This window comes from Mesorhizobium sp. WSM4846 (assembly GCF_055811415.1).
In genome coordinates this window covers 20,368-36,769 of the sequence record NZ_JBVVPZ010000035.1, presented here as the reverse complement: position 1 = coordinate 36,769, position 16,402 = coordinate 20,368, and the positions used below count along the sequence as shown (strand labels likewise).

Below are 16,402 nucleotides of genomic sequence, written 5' to 3'. Positions count from 1 at the left end.
CCGACCTACTAAACGCCGTATTTCGGAGTTAACGATAAGGACGATGGACGCGCGCGACTCGACCGGAATGGCTGGACAGTTGCCCTTGGTGATCACGCGTTCAAGCGAGCGCGTCAAGCCCGGCCGATCGGCGAGCGCGCTACGCATCTCAGCTTTCTTTCTGCTCGTGCTGGCAACGTTGTTTGCCGGCGGCTTCGGCTGGTTCGCCAACACCGTCAGCCGTCTCGCAACGCCCGCCAATCCGGCAAGGGCCGATGCCATCATCGTGCTGACCGGCGGCCATTCGCGTCTCGACGCGGCCATGGGCCTGCTGGCGTCCGGCAAGGGCGAGCGGCTGCTGATCAGTGGCGTGCATCCTTCCGCCAGCCGCCGCCAGCTTCAGGTTGCGACCCGCGGCGACAAGGAATTGTTTTCTTGCTGCGTCGACATAGACCGTGCCGCGCTCGACACGATCGGCAATGCCGAGGAAAGTGCCAAGTGGGTGGAAGACCACGCCTATGGCACCGTGATCCTCGTCACCAACAACTATCACATGCCGCGCAGCCTGCTGGAAATGGGCCGGCTGCTGCACAAGGCCAAGCTCGAGCCCTATCCGGTGGTCAACAGCAATCTTGGCAATGGCGGCTGGCTGACCAAGCCGAGAGCCTTGCGCGTGCTGTTCACCGAATACAACAAATATCTGCTGGCGCTGGCGCGTGGCATCGTGCCGGTCAAGCCAACGCCAACCGGCATCGCGCTGGCCGAGGCTGTTGCGCCGAACTGAGCCGATCTGGAACCGGCAGCGCTATCATTCCTTGAGCGTGGCGCTTGAGACGCTGCGCAGCCGCGCGATCTCGTGTTCGAGACGTTCGATACGCTTGTCCCGCTCAGCCAGCGCCGCCGCCACATCGGCCGCTTCGAAGCGCTGTGGAATGTGCTGCGGGCAATTGGAATCCCAGGCCGAAACCGTGAACAGGATGATCTGCTCCGGGCGCGCCTTGTAGCCTTCCGGCATCAGCTTCGCCATCAGTTCGGCGTCCTGCTCGACGACCCGCGCGGTGCCCCAGATCTTGATGCGCTGCCGATGCGCATAGTCGATCAGGAACAGGAAAGCGCGCGGGTTGTCGTCCAGATTGCCCTGGGTGATGAATTGCCTGTTGCCGGAGAAATCGACGAAGCCGATCGTCCGCTCGTCAAGCACCTTGAGGAAGCCGACCGGCCCGCCGCGATGCTGGATGTAGGGCTGGCCCTCACCATTGGCCGTCGACAGGAAGACGCTGGTCTGCGCCTCTATGAAGGCGGCGAGATCGGGCGTGATATCAGCTTGCCAGCCGCCGCGCTGTTCGACGCGGGCATAGGCCTCGCGTGAGCCTTTGCGGGCCTGGATCGCCTTGACGGTTGGCGTGAAGGCGACATCGCTGGTGAAGACGTGAGCATTCATGGAAAACCTCCTTCAAAGGCCGAGTTCCGATAGAGAGGGATGACCGTCCGGCCGGCGGCCAAGCGGCCAATGATATTTGCGGTCGGCCTCGAGGATCGGCAGGTCGTTGATGCTGGCGATGCGCAAACGCATCAATCCAAGCTCATCGAACTCCCAGTTCTCGTTGCCGTAGCTGCGAAACCACGAGCCGCTGTGGTCGTGCCATTCGTAAGCGAAACGCACGGCGATACGGTTGTCGCGGAAGGCCCAGACTTCCTTGATGAGTCGGTAGTCGCGTTCGCGACCCCATTTGCGTGTGAGGAAGGTCTGGATGGCCTCGCGCCCTTGCAGGAACTCGGCCCGGTTGCGCCAGCGGCTGTCGATTGTGTAGGCAAGCGCGACCCGTGCCGGATCACGGGAGTTCCAGGCATCCTCCGCCATGCGTGCCTTTTGTGCGGCGGTCTCGGCGGTGAATGGCGGGAGCGGCGGGCGGCTTTCAGACATGGGAACTCCTTGCGATGGGCTGGAGCGGCGGACTTTCAAGTCGAACCGTACCGCCGCTCTATCTCTTTTGTTTGAGCATCGGATTTTCCAAAAACCCGATACAGCGGTTGCTGAATTCAGGCTGCCCTGCGGGCAGGAACGACCGGAAAGTCGATCTCCGTCCCGGCAACCTCATTGACATAGTTGGTCCAGACATTGAGAGCGACATGCTGGACGATCTCGATGATCTGCGCATCGTCGTAGCCTGCGAGCCTGACGGCGCTGAGATCCTCGTCACCGATTTGGCCACGGTCGCGCGCAATCTTGGTGGCGAAACGCACGGCTGCGGCGGCCTTGGGATCGTTGGAGCCGCCCGCGCGGTTGGCGACCATTTCGGCATCGTCAAGCTTGGCGAGGTTCTTGCCGAGATAGGTGTGGGCGGAAAGGCAGTAGCTGCAGCCATTGACCTCGGCGATCGCCAGAGCGATGCGCTCGCGCGTCCGCGCGGGCAGGCGGCCTTTGGCAAGCGCTCCGGACAGACTGAGATAGCCTTCAAGCGCAGCCGGGCTATTGGAAACAAGCCTGAAGAGGTTTGGCACGACGCCGAGTTGCTTCTCGACGGCATGCAACATCGGCTGCGACGCAACAGGCGCGGCTTCTATGGACGCGGGTGTAGGGATACGGGGCATCGGCATTCCTTCTCGTTGATCAGGTTCGCCGCCAAAACATGGCCCTTCCATCATTCGGATGTAGCTGTCATATTTGCAATTGATCCTTCCAATTTTCGGGAGAAGTATGGATCGCCTCGAGGCAATGTCGCTTTTTGTCGCCGCGGTGGAGGCCGGCAGCCTTTCGGCCGCCGGGCGCCGTTTCGGCATCCCGCTTGCAACGGTCAGCCGCAAGGTCTCCGACCTGGAGCGGCATCTGAAGACGCGTCTTCTGAATCGCTCGACGCGGCAGCTGACGCTGACCGACGCAGGTCACGCCTACCTCGCTGCCTGCCATCGCATTCTCGACGAGGTCGGCGAGGCCGAGCGGGCCGCCGCCGGCGAATACAGCGCGCCGACGGGCGAACTGATCGTCACTGCACCGATCGTCTTTGGCCGCCTGCATGTGCTGCCGGTCGTCACCGGCTTTCTCGCTGCCTACCCCGACGTGGCTATTCGGCTGATGCTTGCGGACCGGATAACCCAGTTGATCGAGGAGCACATCGATCTCGCCGTCCGCATCGGCGAGCTTCCCGACTCCAGCCTTGTGGCCACCCGCATCGGCTCGATCCGGCGCGTTGTTTGCGCGAGCCCGGCCTATCTGGCCGAGCACGGCGCGCCGGAGACGCCGAAAGACCTCGCGGCGCACAACTGCGTCACCTTCGAGGGGCTCACCGCTCCCGCCGCATGGACTTTCGCCACGGGCAAGACCGACCTCACCGTTCCGATCCGCTCACGGCTTCGGGTCAACACCGCGGAAGCGGCAATCGATGCCGCGATTGCCGGCGTTGGGTTAACGAGGGTGCTTTCCTACCAGATCGCAGCTGCAGTGCGGTCGGGCACCCTCCGCACCGTGCTGGAGGCATTCGAGCCGCAGCCATGGCCGGTCAGCCTTGTGCATGCCGGCCAGGGCCTGCTGCCGCTGAAACTGCGTGCGTTCCTCGATTTCGCCGCCCCACGCCTGAAGAAACGGCTGGTGCAAGCGACGTGGCAGGCCTGACGAACGGGCCATCGCACCGTTTCCTTTTTGCCCGCGCTTGGTGTAACCAACGCACACCTCCTCATCGGGCTTTTCCTGCATGCTTTATGTCCGCTCGCTGGCGTTCAACTTCGTCTTCTACGTCAATCTGATCGTCCAGATGATCCTCTGGACCCCGTACTATTTCCTGTCGCCGCGCCACCGCGCCTGGTTCGTGCCGAAATTCTGGTCGCGAACCAGCATGTGGCTCTATGACAAGATCGCCGGCACCAAAAGCGAGATCACCGGCCAGGAAAACCTGCCCGAGGGTTCCTTCATCCTGGCGCCGAAGCATCAGTCCTTCTGGGACGCGATCGCCTTTTTCCCGTTTCTGCAGGATCCGATCTACATCCTGAAGCGGGAACTGACCTGGATCCCGTTCTTCGGCTGGTATATCCTGAAAATGCGGATGATCCCGGTCGACCGCGGCAGCCGCTCGAAGGCGCTGAAAGCGGTGGTCGCCGCGACCAGGCAGGAACTGGCGCGCAATCCCCGCCAGCTGATCATCTATCCCGAGGGCACGCGCCGGGCGCCGGGCGACGAGCCGGCCTATAAATACGGCATCGTCGAGCTCTATACCCAGCTTGGCATTCCGGTGGTGCCGGTCGCCCATGTCGCCGGCCTCTACTGGCCGCGGCGGAAATTCCTACGCTATCCCGGCACGATCAAGGCCCGCTTCATGCCGCCGATCCCGGCGGGTTTGGGCAAGGAGGAATTCATGGAACGGCTGATCGGCGAGACGGAAACCGCCTGCGACCAACTGCTCATCGAGGCGTCCCAAGCGCCCAACCCGCCGCCAATGCCGCCGACGGCGGTAAAGCGGCTGAGGGAACTTGGCTCCGATACCCTGGCCTGAACCATCTGCTTGGTCGGCAGTATCCCCTAGGCCTAGGGAATCACTGCCAGCGCCGTTGTCAAAACCAGTGTTGCCGCGAACGTTAGATTGATGATCCGCGAGGCCAGCGGCTTGCGCAGGAAGCGCGCAAACGCTGCCCCGGCGAGAAGCCACAGGACATGGATGGCGACGATCATCGAAGCGAGGACCGCCAGCCTGAGCCCTGCATCGAGCTCACCGGCGGACGACGTGCCGGCAAATACGGCGGCAATCGCCACATAGGCTTTCGGGTTGGCAACGGCCAGAAGAAACCCGCCGAGGAATGTGGGACGTGCCGCCCCGCCGCTACGCGCTGCCAGAGGCGGGGCCGTTGCTATCTTGAAGGCGAGGTAGAGGATGTAGGCTGCGGATGCCACCGCCAGGAGCGGTGTGAGCGTCGGCACAGAGGCGAGCATGGTCGTAATGCCCGTCGCCACGACCAAAAGCACGGCGACCGTACCAAGAATGATGCCCGAGGCATAGCGGAGCGAATCGCGCAGGCCGAAGGCGGCGCCGACGGCGGTGACGCTTATCGTCGCCGGCCCCGGACTGCCCATTACGACCGCCGATGCCAGCACAAGCGCGAGCAATTGCTGCCATAGTTCCGGATGGGAAAAGACCTGTTCGGCCATCTGTATACCAGTATCCAGGCGCGATGCCGGCAATGGTATGGCAGGGCACAGCAGGCGTCTTGAACGATCGTGCAGGGAGCGTTCCGGCGCGGGCCGCGCCCGGTTCTTGGCTGCTGTTTGATCAAGCCACCGCTTCGCGCTGGCGTCTAAGCACTCGCGCTGTCGAGCTCGACGATATCGTCCGGACCGAACTCCAATGATGCGGCGCGGACGAGGCTGTCTACCTGATCCAATGTCGTGGCACTGGCGATCGGCGCGGTGACGCCGGGCCGCGCGATCACCCAGGCGAGCGCCACTTCCGCCGGCTTGGCCGCGTGACGCGCCGACACGGCGTCGAGTGCCGCCAGGATGCGCATGCCGCGCGCGTTGAGATAGTTCTTCACGTCGTCGCCACGCGCGCTTTTGCCGAGATCGGCCTGGCTGCGGTACTTGCCGCTCAAAAACCCCTTGGCGAGGCTGAAATAGGTGATGACGCCGATATCCTCGGCCATGCACAGATCGCGCAGCGGCCCATCGAAGGAGGCGCGGTCATAGAGATTGTACTCCGGCTGCAGTACCGCATAGTCCGGCAGGCCCCGCAAGCTTGCCACGTCGAGCGCGGCGCGCAACTGGCCGGCGTCGAGATTGGAGGCGCCGACATGGCGGATCTTGCCCTTGTCGAGCAGCTTTTGATAGGCGCCGAGCGTTTCCTCGTAGGGGGTGGTCGGGTCCGGCCAGTGCGACAGATAGAGATCGACGACATCGGTCTGCAGCCGCTTCAGCGACGCATCGATGGCCTTTTCGATATAGGCGGCGGAGAGGTCTTTCCTGCCCTGCCCCATGTCCGACCCCACCTTGGTGATCACCACGACCTTGTCGCGATTGCCGCGGCTTTTCATCCATTCGCCGATGACCGTTTCGGATTCGCCGCCCTTGTTGCCGGGAACCCAGCGCGAATAGGCATCGGCGGTGTCGATGGCGTTGAGGCCGGCGCCGACGAACCGGTCGAGCAGGTCGAAAGAGGTTTTCTCGTCGGCGGTCCAGCCGAAGACGTTGCCACCCAGAACCAGCGGCGCGATGGACAGGTCGGTTTGACCGAGACGACGTTTCTGCAAGGCTGATCTCCGTGGGGAATGGAAAGAAGCGGGCGAAAAGCCCCGTGACCGGCTTAACCTATGGCGGGTCGCACCAACGTCAAAGGGCCGGCCGACTTTTCCACCGACCAGCGCTTCACAAAGGCGCGATCCGTTTCGCCACCTCTTCCAGCCAATGGTCGCGGATCCCCAGCGCCTCGAGGTGCTCCAGCGTGCTGGACACGTAGTCCTCATTCTTTCCCGACTGGCCGACGGCGCCGCGAACGACGCTCGCCGCATCGGCCGCATCGAGCGCACCGGCATATTGCTCGTGGGTACGGTCGACGACATAGGCGACAGCCTCGACCGTCTCGCCTCCGTCTGTGTCGCCCCCACCCTTGTCGGCCTCACGCGTGTCCCCCTTGTCGAGGCGAATGCTAAGCATGCGCTCGAGATAGACATTGGTGACCAGCTCGCGTTCGCGCAGATAGGTGATGACCTCGTTGCGCAGATCGCCGGGGACGCGGAAAGCCAGCCCGATGCAGGAGCCGCCACGGTCGAGGCCGAGCACCAGGCCGGGCCGTTCGCGCGTGCCGCGATGCACGAAGGAGTAGACGCACAGCGAGCGGCGATAGCCATGGAGGCGGGCCCGCCGCGTCTCGACATGCGCAAATCCCGGCCGCCAGATCAGCGAGCCGTAGCCAAAAACCCAAAAATCGCCCATATCGCCAAGCCTGGTTGCAGCACCGCACTGGAATCGGTGTTTTTTTCAATCCGTCTCCGTCTACCCGATCTTGCCGGAAACGACACCTCTGCAACACGCGCCAACGAGAGCCGCAGCATGACGTCAAATGACGAACGCCCGCCGAATTTTCTCCGCCGGCTGTTCTGGCTCGGCGTTTTCATCGTCGTGCTGTTTGGCCTCTACAGCGCCGGCTGGTTCTACCTGGCAGACAAGGTCAAGAGCGAAGCCGGCAAAGCGGTGGCCGAGTTCAACGGCAATGGCATCGAGGCGGACTGCGTCAATCTCACGGTCAGCGGCTACCCCTTAAGCTTCGCCGTTACCTGCGACAGCCTGGCTTATCAGGACGACAGCAGGAACGTCGCCGCCTCGCTCGGCAGCCTCAAAGCAGTCACGCACATCACCCAGATCCTGTCCCCTGGCGCCGACCTGCAGGGGCCGCTCAGGACCTCCGTGCCGGGGATGGCGCCGCTGTGGATCGACTGGGATAATCTGCGAGCGAACGTCAAACTGTCCTGGCCCCTGCCCCAGCGCGTTTCACTGGAGGCAGAGGCTCTGTCAGCCCAGACCGATCCCGCCGATGGCACAGACCCGGTCGAGCTGTTCAGCGCTGGGACAGCGGTCGGAGAATTGCGTCCGAACGGCCAGGACATCGACTATGCCGGGGGTTTTACCGATCTCGAAATCGATCCGGGCGCGATCGATGGCCGCGTGCTGCCGCCGCTCGACGGCAGCGGCGACGTGACGCTGAAGAACGGCGTGGCGCTGATCAATAAACAAACAGAGAGCCTGCGCGGCCAGGCGGTGGATATCGGCAAGCTCGATCTGTCGTCGGGAAGCGCGCGCGTCACCGTTTCCGGGCCGGTCTCGGTCGATGCCGACGGGCTGATCGACGCCGATTTGATGATCAGGCTCAGCGATCCGAAGGCGGTGGCGGAAATCCTCGGCAAAGCCATTCCCGAGCAGAAGAGCCAGATCAAAACCGGCTTTGCCGGGCTGGCGCTGCTTGGCAACGAACCGTCGATGCCGCTCAAGATCGTCAAGGGCAAGGCCTCGCTCGGTTTTATCCCTCTGGGCAGCATCAAGCCGGTCGATTAGGCGATGATTGCGAACCTCCAGTTCGGAAATACCATGGCCAAACAGGAAGATAGATGAACCGCCCGGTGAAGCTCCTGAGTGTTGGCGCGCTGACGCTAGATACGATCCTTCGCGTCGACACGCTTCCGGCGCGTCAGGGCAAGTTCATCGCGTCCGACGGCGTCCAGATCGCCTCGGGCATGGCTTCGAGCGCGGCCTGCGCCGCACGCCGCCTCGGCGCGGAGGTATCGCTGTGGGCGAGCGCGGGAGACGACCTCGTCGGCGATCAGCTGGTCGCAGGCATTGAGGCCGAAGGCGTCGATTGCAGCTTTGTCCGGCGCGTCGCCGGGGCGCGGTCGGCACTGTCGGCCATCCTGGTCGACACGCATGGCGAGCGCATTATTGTTCCGTTCTATGACAAGCTCGCCCAGGCCGACCCCGAAGCGCCCCCCACTGAGGATCTCACCGCATTCGACGCCGTCCTGGTCGACGTGCGCTGGCCGGGCGCGGCAGCTCTGGCCCTGACGGCGGCGCGCGCAAACGGCCGTCCAGCCATACTCGATGCCGACACCGCGCCACGGGCCGTGCTGGAACGGCTGTTTCCGCTCGCCTCGCACATCGTCGCGTCGGAGCCGGCGGCGTTCATCCTCTGCGGCGAGGAGCAAGGCCCGCAGGAGGCCTGTGAAGCGCTGGCCAGACGCACCGATGCATTCGTAGCGGTGACCGGCGGCGCAGCGGGAAGCTGGTGGTTCGACCGTTCGGTGGCGTCGGTGCGCCACGTCGCCGCGCCAAGGATCAAGGCAGTGGATACGCTTGCCGCCGGCGACGTGTTTCACGGCGCCTTTGCCGTCGGGCTGGCCGAGGCCATGCCGATCGAACGGACATTGCGCTTTGCCAGCGCCGCCGCCGCGCTCAAATGCCTGCGCTTCGGCGGCAGGCTGGGCGCGCCGGACAGGGCCGAGACACTGGCGATGATGGCGGCTCACTGGCCGGATTGAGGGCGAGGCGGCCTTCAAATCGGATGGTTACCGCCGCTCTATCTTTTGCTTGAGCATCGGATTTCACCTAAAACCGGTACGGGTCCGATGCTCTATCCCTTGGCCGGATGCTCGACTGCCTGCCGGCCAAAGTCCGGCACGTCGATGTCCTGGCCGGCCTCGATGATCGAGCGGCGCACGGCGCGGGTGCGGGTGAACAGGTCGAACAGCTTTTCGCCGTCGCCCCAGCGGATCGCCCGCTGCAGCGAGGCCAGATCCTCCGAGAACCGCGCCAGCATTTCGAGGATGGCATCCTTGTTGTGCAAGCAGACGTCCCGCCACATCGTCGGGTCGGACGCGGCAAGGCGCGTGAAGTCGCGAAAGCCGGAGGCCGAATATTTTATGACCTCGGACTTGGTCACCGACTCCAGATCGTCGGCGGTGCCGACGATGTTATAGGCGATGATGTGCGGCAGGTGCGAGACGATGGCCAATGTCATGTCGTGATGCTGGGGATCCATCGTGTCGATGTTGGAGCCGCAGCGGCGCCAGAATTCCGAGAGCCTTTCCAGCGCCTCGGGATCGGTGCCGGGTAGCGGCGTGAAGATGCACCAGCGGTTTTCGAACAATTCGGCAAAGCCGGCGTCCGGACCCGATTTTTCAGTGCCGGCCAGTGGATGGCCGGGAATGAAATGCACGCCGGCAGGCACATGCGGCTGCATCTGCGCGATGACCGACGCCTTGGTCGAGCCGACATCGGTGAGGATGGCGCCCTGCTTCAGCGCCGGTGCGATTTCCTCGGCGACCTCGCCCGAAGAACCGACCGGCACCGAAACGATGACCAGGTCGGCATCGCCGACCGCCTCTCTCGCGTCCGTCGTGTAGGAGGAGCCGAGGCCGAGTTGTTTCGCCCGCGCCAGCGTCGTTTCGCTGCGCGTCGAGATGGCGACGTGACCGGCAAGGCCTTCCCGATGGATGACGCGGGCCAGCGACGAGCCGATCAGGCCGATGCCGACCAGCGCGATCTTTTCGAACATCGGTGATGTCATGGTATTCTAGCTTTTCAGAAATGTCGCGAGGGCGGCGACAACGCCGCGATTGGCCTCTTCGGTGCCGATGCTCATGCGCAGCGCATTCGGGAAGCCGTAGCCGGAAACGCGCCGCAATATGTAGCCGCGAGCACAGAGGTAGTCGTCCGCGGCTGCCGCAGAATGTTTTTTGTCCTCGGGAAAGTGGATGAGGACGAAATTGCCGACGCTCGGCGTCACCCGCAGTCCGAGCCTGGTCAACTCCTCGCTCACCCAGGTCAGCCAGGTCTCGTTATGCGCCACGCTGCGCTCGACATGGGCGCGGTCGCGGATCGCGGCAATGCCGGCCTCGATCGCCGTCGCGTTGACGTTGAAGGGACCCCGCACGCGGTTGATCGCATCGATGACATGCAACGGTGCGTACATCCAGCCGATCCGCGCGCCGCCGAGGCCGAGCTTGGAGAAGGTGCGGGTCATGACCACGTTTTCCGCGCCAGCCACCAGTTCGACGCCGGCTTCATAGTCGTTGCGGCGGACATATTCGGCATAGGCTGCATCCAGCACCAGAAGCACGTTTCGAGGCAGGCCGGCATGCAGGCGGCGCACCTCCTGGAACGGCAAATAGGTGCCGGTCGGGTTGTTGGGATTGGCAAGGAAGATGATCCGCGTACGCGGCGTTACGGTGGCAAGGATCGCATCGACGTCGGCACGCTCATTGGTTTCCTTGACCGAGACCGGGACAGCACCTGCCGACTGGATGTAGATCTTGTAGACCATGAAGCCGTGTTCGGTGATCACAGCCTCGTCGCCGGGTGCGAGATAAGTCTGCGCAAGCAGGCCCAGAATCTCGTCGGAACCATTGGAACAGACGATGTTCGCCGGATTGAGGCCATGCACCTCGGCGATCGCCTCCCGCAGGCGCCTGGCGGTGCCGTCGGGATATATGTCGAGCTTGGCCGCGACGTCGCGCGCGGCTTCTATCGCCTTCGGCGAGGGGCCGAGCGGATTCTCGTTCGACGACAATTTATGGACCTTGGCAACGCCGGCCGGCGCCGTGCTTTTGCCCGGCACATAGGCTTCGATGTCCATGATCCCCGGGCGGGGCGTTGGACGTGCCTGATCCGATGCCTGGTTCATATTGCAAAAATCCGTCGAGAACGCTTCCGCTGCTCCAACGCGATGCGAATTTCGGATCCGCCACACTGGAAGCCGCCGCGGAAATACAAGCCGTGGCCTGGAATGTCGAGAGGCGGCAATGATCGGTGCGTGACTGGCCGTTGACGCCGAGGCGCGCCGGTCCTAAAGAAAGGCGAAATCCCGTGGTGATTTGGCCGGTCGGCTTGCAGCCACGTTAAACAACTCGCTAAAGGGCCGTTTGCTTCCTGTAACCGGCTTTGCGAAGGCAATGCCGGTTTTTTTGTTGTCCGCAGCCGGCCGGACAGTCGCATCGACCCGAAAATCGCAATCGACTTTCGGAAAACACGATGGGTTAATGTAAGAGGATGCGATGGTCGCGCTGCGCACGAAAAGAACCAACAACGAGGCCGACGAGCCGTCGAGCCCGGTGTTGCGTTTCGGTGCCGACAAGCCGCTCAAGCTCGATGCCGGCACGCTGCTGTCACCGTTCCAGATCGCCTACAAGACTTACGGCACGCTCAACGACGCCCGCTCCAACGCCATCCTCGTCTGCCATGCACTGACCGGCGACCAGCATGTCGCCAGCACCAATCCAGTGACCGGCAAGCCGGGCTGGTGGGAAGTGCTAATCGGCCCCGGCAAGATCATCGACACCAGCCGCTTCTTCGTCATCTGCTCAAACGTCATCGGCGGCTGCCTCGGCTCGACCGGCCCCGCCTCGACCAATCCAGTCACCGGCAAGCCCTACGGGCTCGACCTGCCGATCATCACCATCCGCGACATGGTGCGGGCGCAGTTGATGCTGGTCGACCATTTCGGCATCGAAAAACTGTTCTCGGTGCTGGGTGGCTCGATGGGCGGCATGCAGGTGCTGCAATGGGCGTCAAGCTATCCGGAGCGCGTTTTCTCGGCGCTGCCGATCGCCACCGGCGCGCGCCATTCCTCGCAGAACATCGCCTTCCATGAGGTCGGCCGGCAAGCGGTGATGGCCGATCCCGACTGGCATGGCGGCAAATATTTCGAACAAGGCAAGCGCCCGGAAAAGGGACTGGCCGTGGCGCGCATGGCCGCTCACATCACCTATCTGTCGGAGGCGGCCCTGCACCGGAAATTTGGCCGCAACCTGCAGGACCGTGAAGCGCTCACCTTCGGTTTCGACGCCGACTTCCAGATCGAGAGCTATCTGCGCCATCAGGGCATGACCTTCGTCGACCGCTTCGACGCCAACTCCTATCTCTACATGACCAGGGCGATGGATTATTTCGACCTCGCCGCCGACCATGGCGGCCGGCTCGCCGACGCCTTTGCCGGCACCAAGACCCGTTTCTGCCTGGTCTCCTTCACCAGCGACTGGCTGTTCCCGACCGAGGAGAGCCGATCGGTCGTTCATGCGCTGAACGCCGCCGGCGCCTCGGTGTCCTTCGTTGAGATCGAGACCGATCGCGGCCACGACGCCTTCCTGCTCGACGAGCCGGAGTTGTTCGCCGCCATCAACGGCTTCATCGCCTCGGCGGCCCGCGCCAGGGGGCTCAGCACATGACCCCTAAAGATTGCAGCCTTTTCGAACCGGCATCTTGCGCCAGGCAGCAGCGCATGACGCCTGAAGTTTGCAGGCTTTTCGGATCAAGGTCATGCGCCAGTCAAGAGGCACGATCATGAGTGTCAACCACGCCCAGCGCGTCGACCTCGAAGTCGTCGCCGATCTCATCCCGCCGCAGTCGCGGGTGCTGGACGTCGGCTCCGGCGATGGTCTGCTGCTCGAATTGCTGCAGGCGACGAAGCAGGTCGACGGCCGCGGCATGGAACTGTCGCAGCGCGGCGTCAACGAATGCGTGGCGCGCGGCCTGTCCGTCATCCAGGGCGACGCCGACAAGGACCTCAAATTCTATCCCGACAAGGGTTTTGATTTCGTCGTCCTGTCGCAGACCTTGCAGGCGACCCGCAACCCAAAGCTGGTGCTCGACGAGTTGCTCAGGATCGGCAAGCACGCCATCGTCTCCTTCCCCAATTTCGGCCACTGGCGGGTACGCCTTTCGCTTTTCGTCGAAGGGCGGATGCCGGTAACCAAGGACCTGCCCTATTCCTGGTACGACACGCCCAACATCCATTTCTGCACCATCCGTGACTTCGTCAATCTCTGCGAAGAGCTCGGCGCAACGGTGGAAAAGGCAACCGCGCTCGACGCCAATGGCCAGAAAATCGGCCTGTCGATGCCATGGTGGTTCTGGAATTTCTTCGGCCAGCAAGCGGTATTCCTGCTGAAGCGGTAACGGCGGCCATCGCTTCGGCCAGCCGGCGCCCGAGTCCGGAGACATCCGGGACTGATCGCCATTCGTCGAGGTCTAGCGATCAAGTTCCGGAAAATACGGATCGGAGAAAAACCGCCGACCGCGCTCGCCTTGCAAACAGTCGACCGGTGCTGCCGCATCGACCGGGTCGGATCCGGGATCGACATTGGGACCGGCCCCAGGACCGGCATTGGGATCGGCAACACCGCTGACCTCGAGGACCAGCTTGCGGCGTATGGCGGTCACGAATTCCGAAGCGGCATAGACCGGCAGCACGAAGGAGCCTGGCCCGCCTGTGACGCACTCGGCATAGTATTGGTCGAGATGGCTGAAGCTGGGCGACGGGCTGATCAGGATCGGCAGGCCATTGATGACGATGCCCTCTGCTATCGCGGCGTCGCGTGTCGTGATGACGGGCGTCCCGATATTGTTGGGGCCATCGCCTGAGATGTCGATGACGCTGCGCGTCGCGTCGAAGGCGGCTCCATCCAAAAGCTTGGCGCCGAAGGCGAGCGCAGCGGAAATCGAGGTGCCGCGAAAGCTCCTGAACGGGCGCGCCTCGATCTTGTCGGCGAATGCCTCGGCGCTCTCGGCATCGTCGATGACCTGCCAGGCAATGACGGCATCGTCGCGGACGGTGCCTGCCCATTCGAAATAGGCCAGCGCAATGCGGCCGTTCACGCCCGAACGCACCGCATTGATGAAGTCGGGGTGGCGCAGCGCCTTGACATAGCCGGCGCGCTGCAGGGCGAATTCCTTTTCGTCCATCGAGTGCGAGATGTCGACCGCCAGCACCAGTTCGACGTCCACGGCAATGGTGTCGGCGGGCGTGGCCAGTGGTGCTGCCTGAGCGCAGGCAAGGCAGGCAAGCAGGCTGACGCAGGTCGCCCAAAAGCGCGCAGCGGTTTTGGGGTAACGACAAGCATCGAAACAAAGACTCAAAGCGTGTCGCATGAATCTCTTCACCGGGACGCGCTTTCAGCGCGTCAAGCATGGGTCCAACGCCGCAGGCTTCCGAACGATGCCGGCAATCTTTCGCCGCGATCACGGCAAAATAAAGCTTGGCTGTACGGCCGGCTATGCCTGTTGGCGGGCTTTGGCGACGGCCGGGGGTGGTTCGATCGCGCCGGCCCTGACACGGACTGGCTTGAGAGCCGGTCGCTCGAAATCTTTCACGATCGCCAATGAGCGCGGGAAGAATTCAATGTTGTGCTGGCCACGGCCTATATTGAGGATCGCGGCGTCGGCAAGACGCGCCTCCAGCATCGACAGCACCCGCCGCAGCGTCGCGCCGTCGAACGTGTCCAAAGCCTCATCGATGATCACCCATTTCGGCTGCCGCAAGACCAGCCGGGCAAAGGCAAGCAGGCGCTGCTCGTCATCGCTCAATTCGCGCTCCCAGCGCGCCGACCGGTCGAGCGAAGATGACAGCCGCCCGAGACCGACCTCGGCAAGCACCGCCGAAATCTCGGCGTCGCTGACCGCGGCATCGGCGTGGTCGAGCACCTCGCGCAGCGTGCCGAGCGGAAAATAGGGTTTTCGGGGAACGAAGGCCGGCACCTCTCCGGCCGGCATGCCGATCCGCCCGCTTCCCCACGGCCACAGACCGGCAATGGCGCGGAAGAACAGCGTCTTGCCGGCGCGCGGATCTCCGGTGATCATGACGCGCTCGCCGGCGCGGATCTCGACATGGGGCTCGGCGAGCTTTGTGCAACCATCCCGCGACGCAATTTCGAGCTTGTCGAATGTCAGCCTGCCGTCCGGATTTTCGCCGAACTCGATGCGCCTCTCGCTGTGGTGGAGCACATCCGTTTCAGCAAGCGCGATGCGGAAATCGGCGACGCGCATCAGCGTGGCGCGCCAATCGGCGATGCCGCCGATATTGTTGATGAACCAGCGCAACGAGGAATGCACCTGGTTGAAGGCGCCGACAGCCATCATCAGCCCGCCGAAGCTGATGTCACCGGCGAAATAGACCGGCGCGGCGACGAGGATCGGCGCGACGACAGTGATCCAGCCATAGGTGTCGGTCACCCAGGAAAGATTGATCTGGGCGCTGTAGATGCGCCGCATCGCGCCCAGCACCGTGCCGAGGTCGAGCTCAAGCCGCCGTCGCGCGTCGGCCTCGCCGTGCGCAAGCGCGATGGCATCGACATTCTCGTTGACGCGGACCACCGAGGAGCGCAGCTCCGCCTCGCGCGTATAGCGGTCGCTGTTGAAGCGGATGAGCGGCCGTCCGACCAGCCAGCTCAGCCAGGAGGCGGTGCCGGCATAGAGGATTGCGGCCCACACCATGTAACCCGGAATCGCCAGCGAATAGCCGCCGACATGGAAGACGAAGCCGGAAGACAGCGACCAAAGGACGCCGACGAACGAAACAAGCAGAATGAACGACTGCAATAGCCCTATGCCGAGACCTGTAGAAAGATCGGAGAGATGCCCGGCATCCTGCTGCAGGCGCTGGTCGGGGTTGACGCCGATGGCGCCGGCGTTGGCGAGCCGGAAAGCCCGCGCCGGCCGCATCCATTCACCGATCAGATCGACGGTCAACGCCTCACGCAGCTTCAGCCGGATCGTCTGGTCGAGCCAGGTCTGGCCGACATTGAGCACCACAAGCCCGCCGGCGATGGCGGAAAACACCAGAAGCTGGTGCAGGAAACCCTGCATGTCGCGCCGAGCCAGCGCGTCGTAAAAGGGCTCGTTCCAGCGATTGAGCAGAACCTGCCCGATCGAGGTTGCCACAATGACGGCGATTATGCCGAGGCAAGCCCAGAGTAGTTGTTTGCGGATCGGCGACGTCGCCAGCGCCAGCCTGATTGTCGCCAACTGGTCGCGCAGGCTGCTGGCCTCGACCGACGCCGCAATCGGCTTGGCGCTGGCCTCGAGATCCGGATGATCGGCCATTGATGAAGACCCTTCGCAAGCGGTGCTGAAACCCGTGAACAAGTCGACTCAATCGGGTAGCAAACCCGCCCACGACAGATAGGT

17 protein-coding genes and 1 riboswitch are annotated in these 16,402 nt (G+C 63.5%); of the genes, 7 read left to right on the top strand and 10 right to left on the bottom strand.

The features are described 5' to 3' along the window. Positions 1-43: 43 nt before the first annotated feature. Positions 44-763, top strand: coding sequence for a YdcF family protein (locus tag AC0L15_RS24530; protein ID WP_236368718.1), 720 nt, complete (start codon positions 44-46; stop codon positions 761-763). A gap of 24 nt (positions 764-787) precedes the next feature. Here AC0L15_RS24530 and AC0L15_RS24525 read toward each other — a convergent pair whose 3' ends face one another. From AC0L15_RS24525 to AC0L15_RS24515, 3 genes are all read right to left on the bottom strand, one after another. Next, a complete protein-coding gene (locus tag AC0L15_RS24525) occupies positions 788-1,420 on the bottom strand; it encodes a pyridoxamine 5'-phosphate oxidase family protein (RefSeq protein WP_287245748.1) in 633 nt (210 codons plus the stop codon). A 12-nt stretch (positions 1,421-1,432) separates the two neighbouring features. Continuing rightward, a complete protein-coding gene (locus tag AC0L15_RS24520; protein ID WP_023797208.1) occupies positions 1,433-1,903 on the bottom strand; it encodes a nuclear transport factor 2 family protein in 471 nt (156 codons plus the stop codon). Between the two features lie 116 nt (positions 1,904-2,019). Further along, entirely contained in the window at positions 2,020-2,571 is a 552-nt protein-coding gene (locus AC0L15_RS24515) for a carboxymuconolactone decarboxylase family protein (RefSeq protein WP_287245746.1), read from the bottom strand. Positions 2,572-2,677: 106 nt separating this feature from the next. Between AC0L15_RS24515 and AC0L15_RS24510 the strand changes: the two genes are divergently transcribed. Together AC0L15_RS24510 and AC0L15_RS24505 are read left to right on the top strand one after the other, a co-directional pair. Continuing rightward, positions 2,678-3,589, top strand: coding sequence for a LysR family transcriptional regulator (locus AC0L15_RS24510; RefSeq protein ID WP_287245744.1), 912 nt, complete (start codon positions 2,678-2,680; stop codon positions 3,587-3,589). 79 nt (positions 3,590-3,668) lie between these two features. After that, positions 3,669-4,463: a lysophospholipid acyltransferase family protein gene (locus AC0L15_RS24505; RefSeq protein WP_287245742.1), complete on the top strand. Its 795-nt coding sequence runs from the start codon at positions 3,669-3,671 to the stop codon at positions 4,461-4,463. Positions 4,464-4,495: 32 nt separating this feature from the next. Here AC0L15_RS24505 and AC0L15_RS24500 read toward each other — a convergent pair whose 3' ends face one another. From AC0L15_RS24500 to AC0L15_RS24490, 3 genes are all read right to left on the bottom strand, one after another. Beyond that, a complete protein-coding gene (locus AC0L15_RS24500) occupies positions 4,496-5,113 on the bottom strand; it encodes a LysE family translocator (protein ID WP_287140303.1) in 618 nt (205 codons plus the stop codon). 146 nt (positions 5,114-5,259) lie between these two features. Next, the gene (locus AC0L15_RS24495; protein WP_473497358.1) at positions 5,260-6,207 is read right to left on the bottom strand and encodes an aldo/keto reductase; all 948 of its coding nucleotides are present in this window, start codon (positions 6,205-6,207) and stop codon (positions 5,260-5,262) included. A gap of 115 nt (positions 6,208-6,322) precedes the next feature. After that, the gene (locus AC0L15_RS24490; RefSeq protein WP_287245740.1) at positions 6,323-6,889 is read right to left on the bottom strand and encodes a gamma-glutamylcyclotransferase; all 567 of its coding nucleotides are present in this window, start codon (positions 6,887-6,889) and stop codon (positions 6,323-6,325) included. A 117-nt stretch (positions 6,890-7,006) separates the two neighbouring features. Between AC0L15_RS24490 and AC0L15_RS24485 the strand changes: the two genes are divergently transcribed. Beyond that, complete coding sequence (locus AC0L15_RS24485; protein ID WP_473497356.1) at positions 7,007-8,005, top strand: DUF2125 domain-containing protein; 999 nt, start codon at positions 7,007-7,009, stop codon at positions 8,003-8,005. A gap of 53 nt (positions 8,006-8,058) precedes the next feature. Further along, positions 8,059-8,982 carry a sugar kinase gene (locus AC0L15_RS24480; protein ID WP_128176091.1) on the top strand — a complete coding sequence of 308 codons (924 nt, stop codon included), beginning with the start codon at positions 8,059-8,061 and terminating at the stop codon, positions 8,980-8,982. Between the two features lie 92 nt (positions 8,983-9,074). On the opposite strand, the gene AC0L15_RS24475 is transcribed toward AC0L15_RS24480, so the two are convergent. Continuing rightward, positions 9,075-10,010 (bottom strand): prephenate/arogenate dehydrogenase family protein, encoded by a 936-nt coding sequence (locus AC0L15_RS24475; protein ID WP_287245736.1) that lies wholly within the window; start codon positions 10,008-10,010, stop codon positions 9,075-9,077. A gap of 6 nt (positions 10,011-10,016) precedes the next feature. Beyond that, complete coding sequence (gene hisC / locus AC0L15_RS24470) at positions 10,017-11,126, bottom strand: histidinol-phosphate transaminase (RefSeq protein WP_287245735.1); 1,110 nt, start codon at positions 11,124-11,126, stop codon at positions 10,017-10,019. Positions 11,127-11,298: 172 nt separating this feature from the next. Continuing rightward, positions 11,299-11,376: riboswitch (SAM riboswitch) on the top strand. A 120-nt stretch (positions 11,377-11,496) separates the two neighbouring features. Here hisC and metX point away from each other — a divergent pair. Further along, the gene (metX, locus tag AC0L15_RS24465; protein ID WP_287245733.1) at positions 11,497-12,666 is read left to right on the top strand and encodes a homoserine O-acetyltransferase MetX; all 1,170 of its coding nucleotides are present in this window, start codon (positions 11,497-11,499) and stop codon (positions 12,664-12,666) included. 115 nt (positions 12,667-12,781) lie between these two features. Continuing rightward, on the top strand, positions 12,782-13,396 hold the full coding sequence (gene metW / locus AC0L15_RS24460) for a methionine biosynthesis protein MetW (RefSeq protein ID WP_023797197.1): 615 nt from the start codon (positions 12,782-12,784) through the stop codon (positions 13,394-13,396). Positions 13,397-13,468: 72 nt separating this feature from the next. Here the strand turns inward: metW and AC0L15_RS24455 are convergent, their stop codons facing one another. Both AC0L15_RS24455 and AC0L15_RS24450 read right to left on the bottom strand, forming a co-directional pair. Next, positions 13,469-14,368 carry a DUF1194 domain-containing protein gene (locus AC0L15_RS24455; protein ID WP_473497353.1) on the bottom strand — a complete coding sequence of 300 codons (900 nt, stop codon included), beginning with the start codon at positions 14,366-14,368 and terminating at the stop codon, positions 13,469-13,471. A gap of 123 nt (positions 14,369-14,491) precedes the next feature. Beyond that, entirely contained in the window at positions 14,492-16,318 is a 1,827-nt protein-coding gene (locus tag AC0L15_RS24450) for an ABC transporter ATP-binding protein/permease (RefSeq protein WP_287245729.1), read from the bottom strand. Positions 16,319-16,402: the final 84 nt, after the last annotated feature.

Excerpts from the sequence above, each read along its gene's own strand:
- AC0L15_RS24530 (WP_236368718.1), top strand. The coding sequence starts at position 44 with ATGGACGCGCGCGACTCGACCGGAATGGCTGGACAGTTGCCCTTGGTG.
- AC0L15_RS24525 (WP_287245748.1), bottom strand. The coding sequence starts at position 1,420 with ATGAATGCTCACGTCTTCACCAGCGATGTCGCCTTCACGCCAACCGTC.
- AC0L15_RS24520 (WP_023797208.1), bottom strand. The coding sequence starts at position 1,903 with ATGTCTGAAAGCCGCCCGCCGCTCCCGCCATTCACCGCCGAGACCGCC.
- AC0L15_RS24515 (WP_287245746.1), bottom strand. The coding sequence starts at position 2,571 with ATGCCCCGTATCCCTACACCCGCGTCCATAGAAGCCGCGCCTGTTGCG.
- AC0L15_RS24510 (WP_287245744.1), top strand. The coding sequence starts at position 2,678 with ATGGATCGCCTCGAGGCAATGTCGCTTTTTGTCGCCGCGGTGGAGGCC.
- AC0L15_RS24505 (WP_287245742.1), top strand. The coding sequence starts at position 3,669 with ATGCTTTATGTCCGCTCGCTGGCGTTCAACTTCGTCTTCTACGTCAAT.
- AC0L15_RS24500 (WP_287140303.1), bottom strand. The coding sequence starts at position 5,113 with ATGGCCGAACAGGTCTTTTCCCATCCGGAACTATGGCAGCAATTGCTC.
- AC0L15_RS24490 (WP_287245740.1), bottom strand. The coding sequence starts at position 6,889 with ATGGGCGATTTTTGGGTTTTTGGCTACGGCTCGCTGATCTGGCGGCCG.
- AC0L15_RS24485 (WP_473497356.1), top strand. The coding sequence starts at position 7,007 with ATGACGTCAAATGACGAACGCCCGCCGAATTTTCTCCGCCGGCTGTTC.
- AC0L15_RS24480 (WP_128176091.1), top strand. The coding sequence starts at position 8,059 with ATGAACCGCCCGGTGAAGCTCCTGAGTGTTGGCGCGCTGACGCTAGAT.
- AC0L15_RS24475 (WP_287245736.1), bottom strand. The coding sequence starts at position 10,010 with ATGACATCACCGATGTTCGAAAAGATCGCGCTGGTCGGCATCGGCCTG.
- hisC (WP_287245735.1), bottom strand. The coding sequence starts at position 11,126 with ATGAACCAGGCATCGGATCAGGCACGTCCAACGCCCCGCCCGGGGATC.
- metX (WP_287245733.1), top strand. The coding sequence starts at position 11,497 with ATGGTCGCGCTGCGCACGAAAAGAACCAACAACGAGGCCGACGAGCCG.
- metW (WP_023797197.1), top strand. The coding sequence starts at position 12,782 with ATGAGTGTCAACCACGCCCAGCGCGTCGACCTCGAAGTCGTCGCCGAT.
- AC0L15_RS24455 (WP_473497353.1), bottom strand. The coding sequence starts at position 14,368 with ATGCGACACGCTTTGAGTCTTTGTTTCGATGCTTGTCGTTACCCCAAA.
- AC0L15_RS24450 (WP_287245729.1), bottom strand. The coding sequence starts at position 16,318 with ATGGCCGATCATCCGGATCTCGAGGCCAGCGCCAAGCCGATTGCGGCG.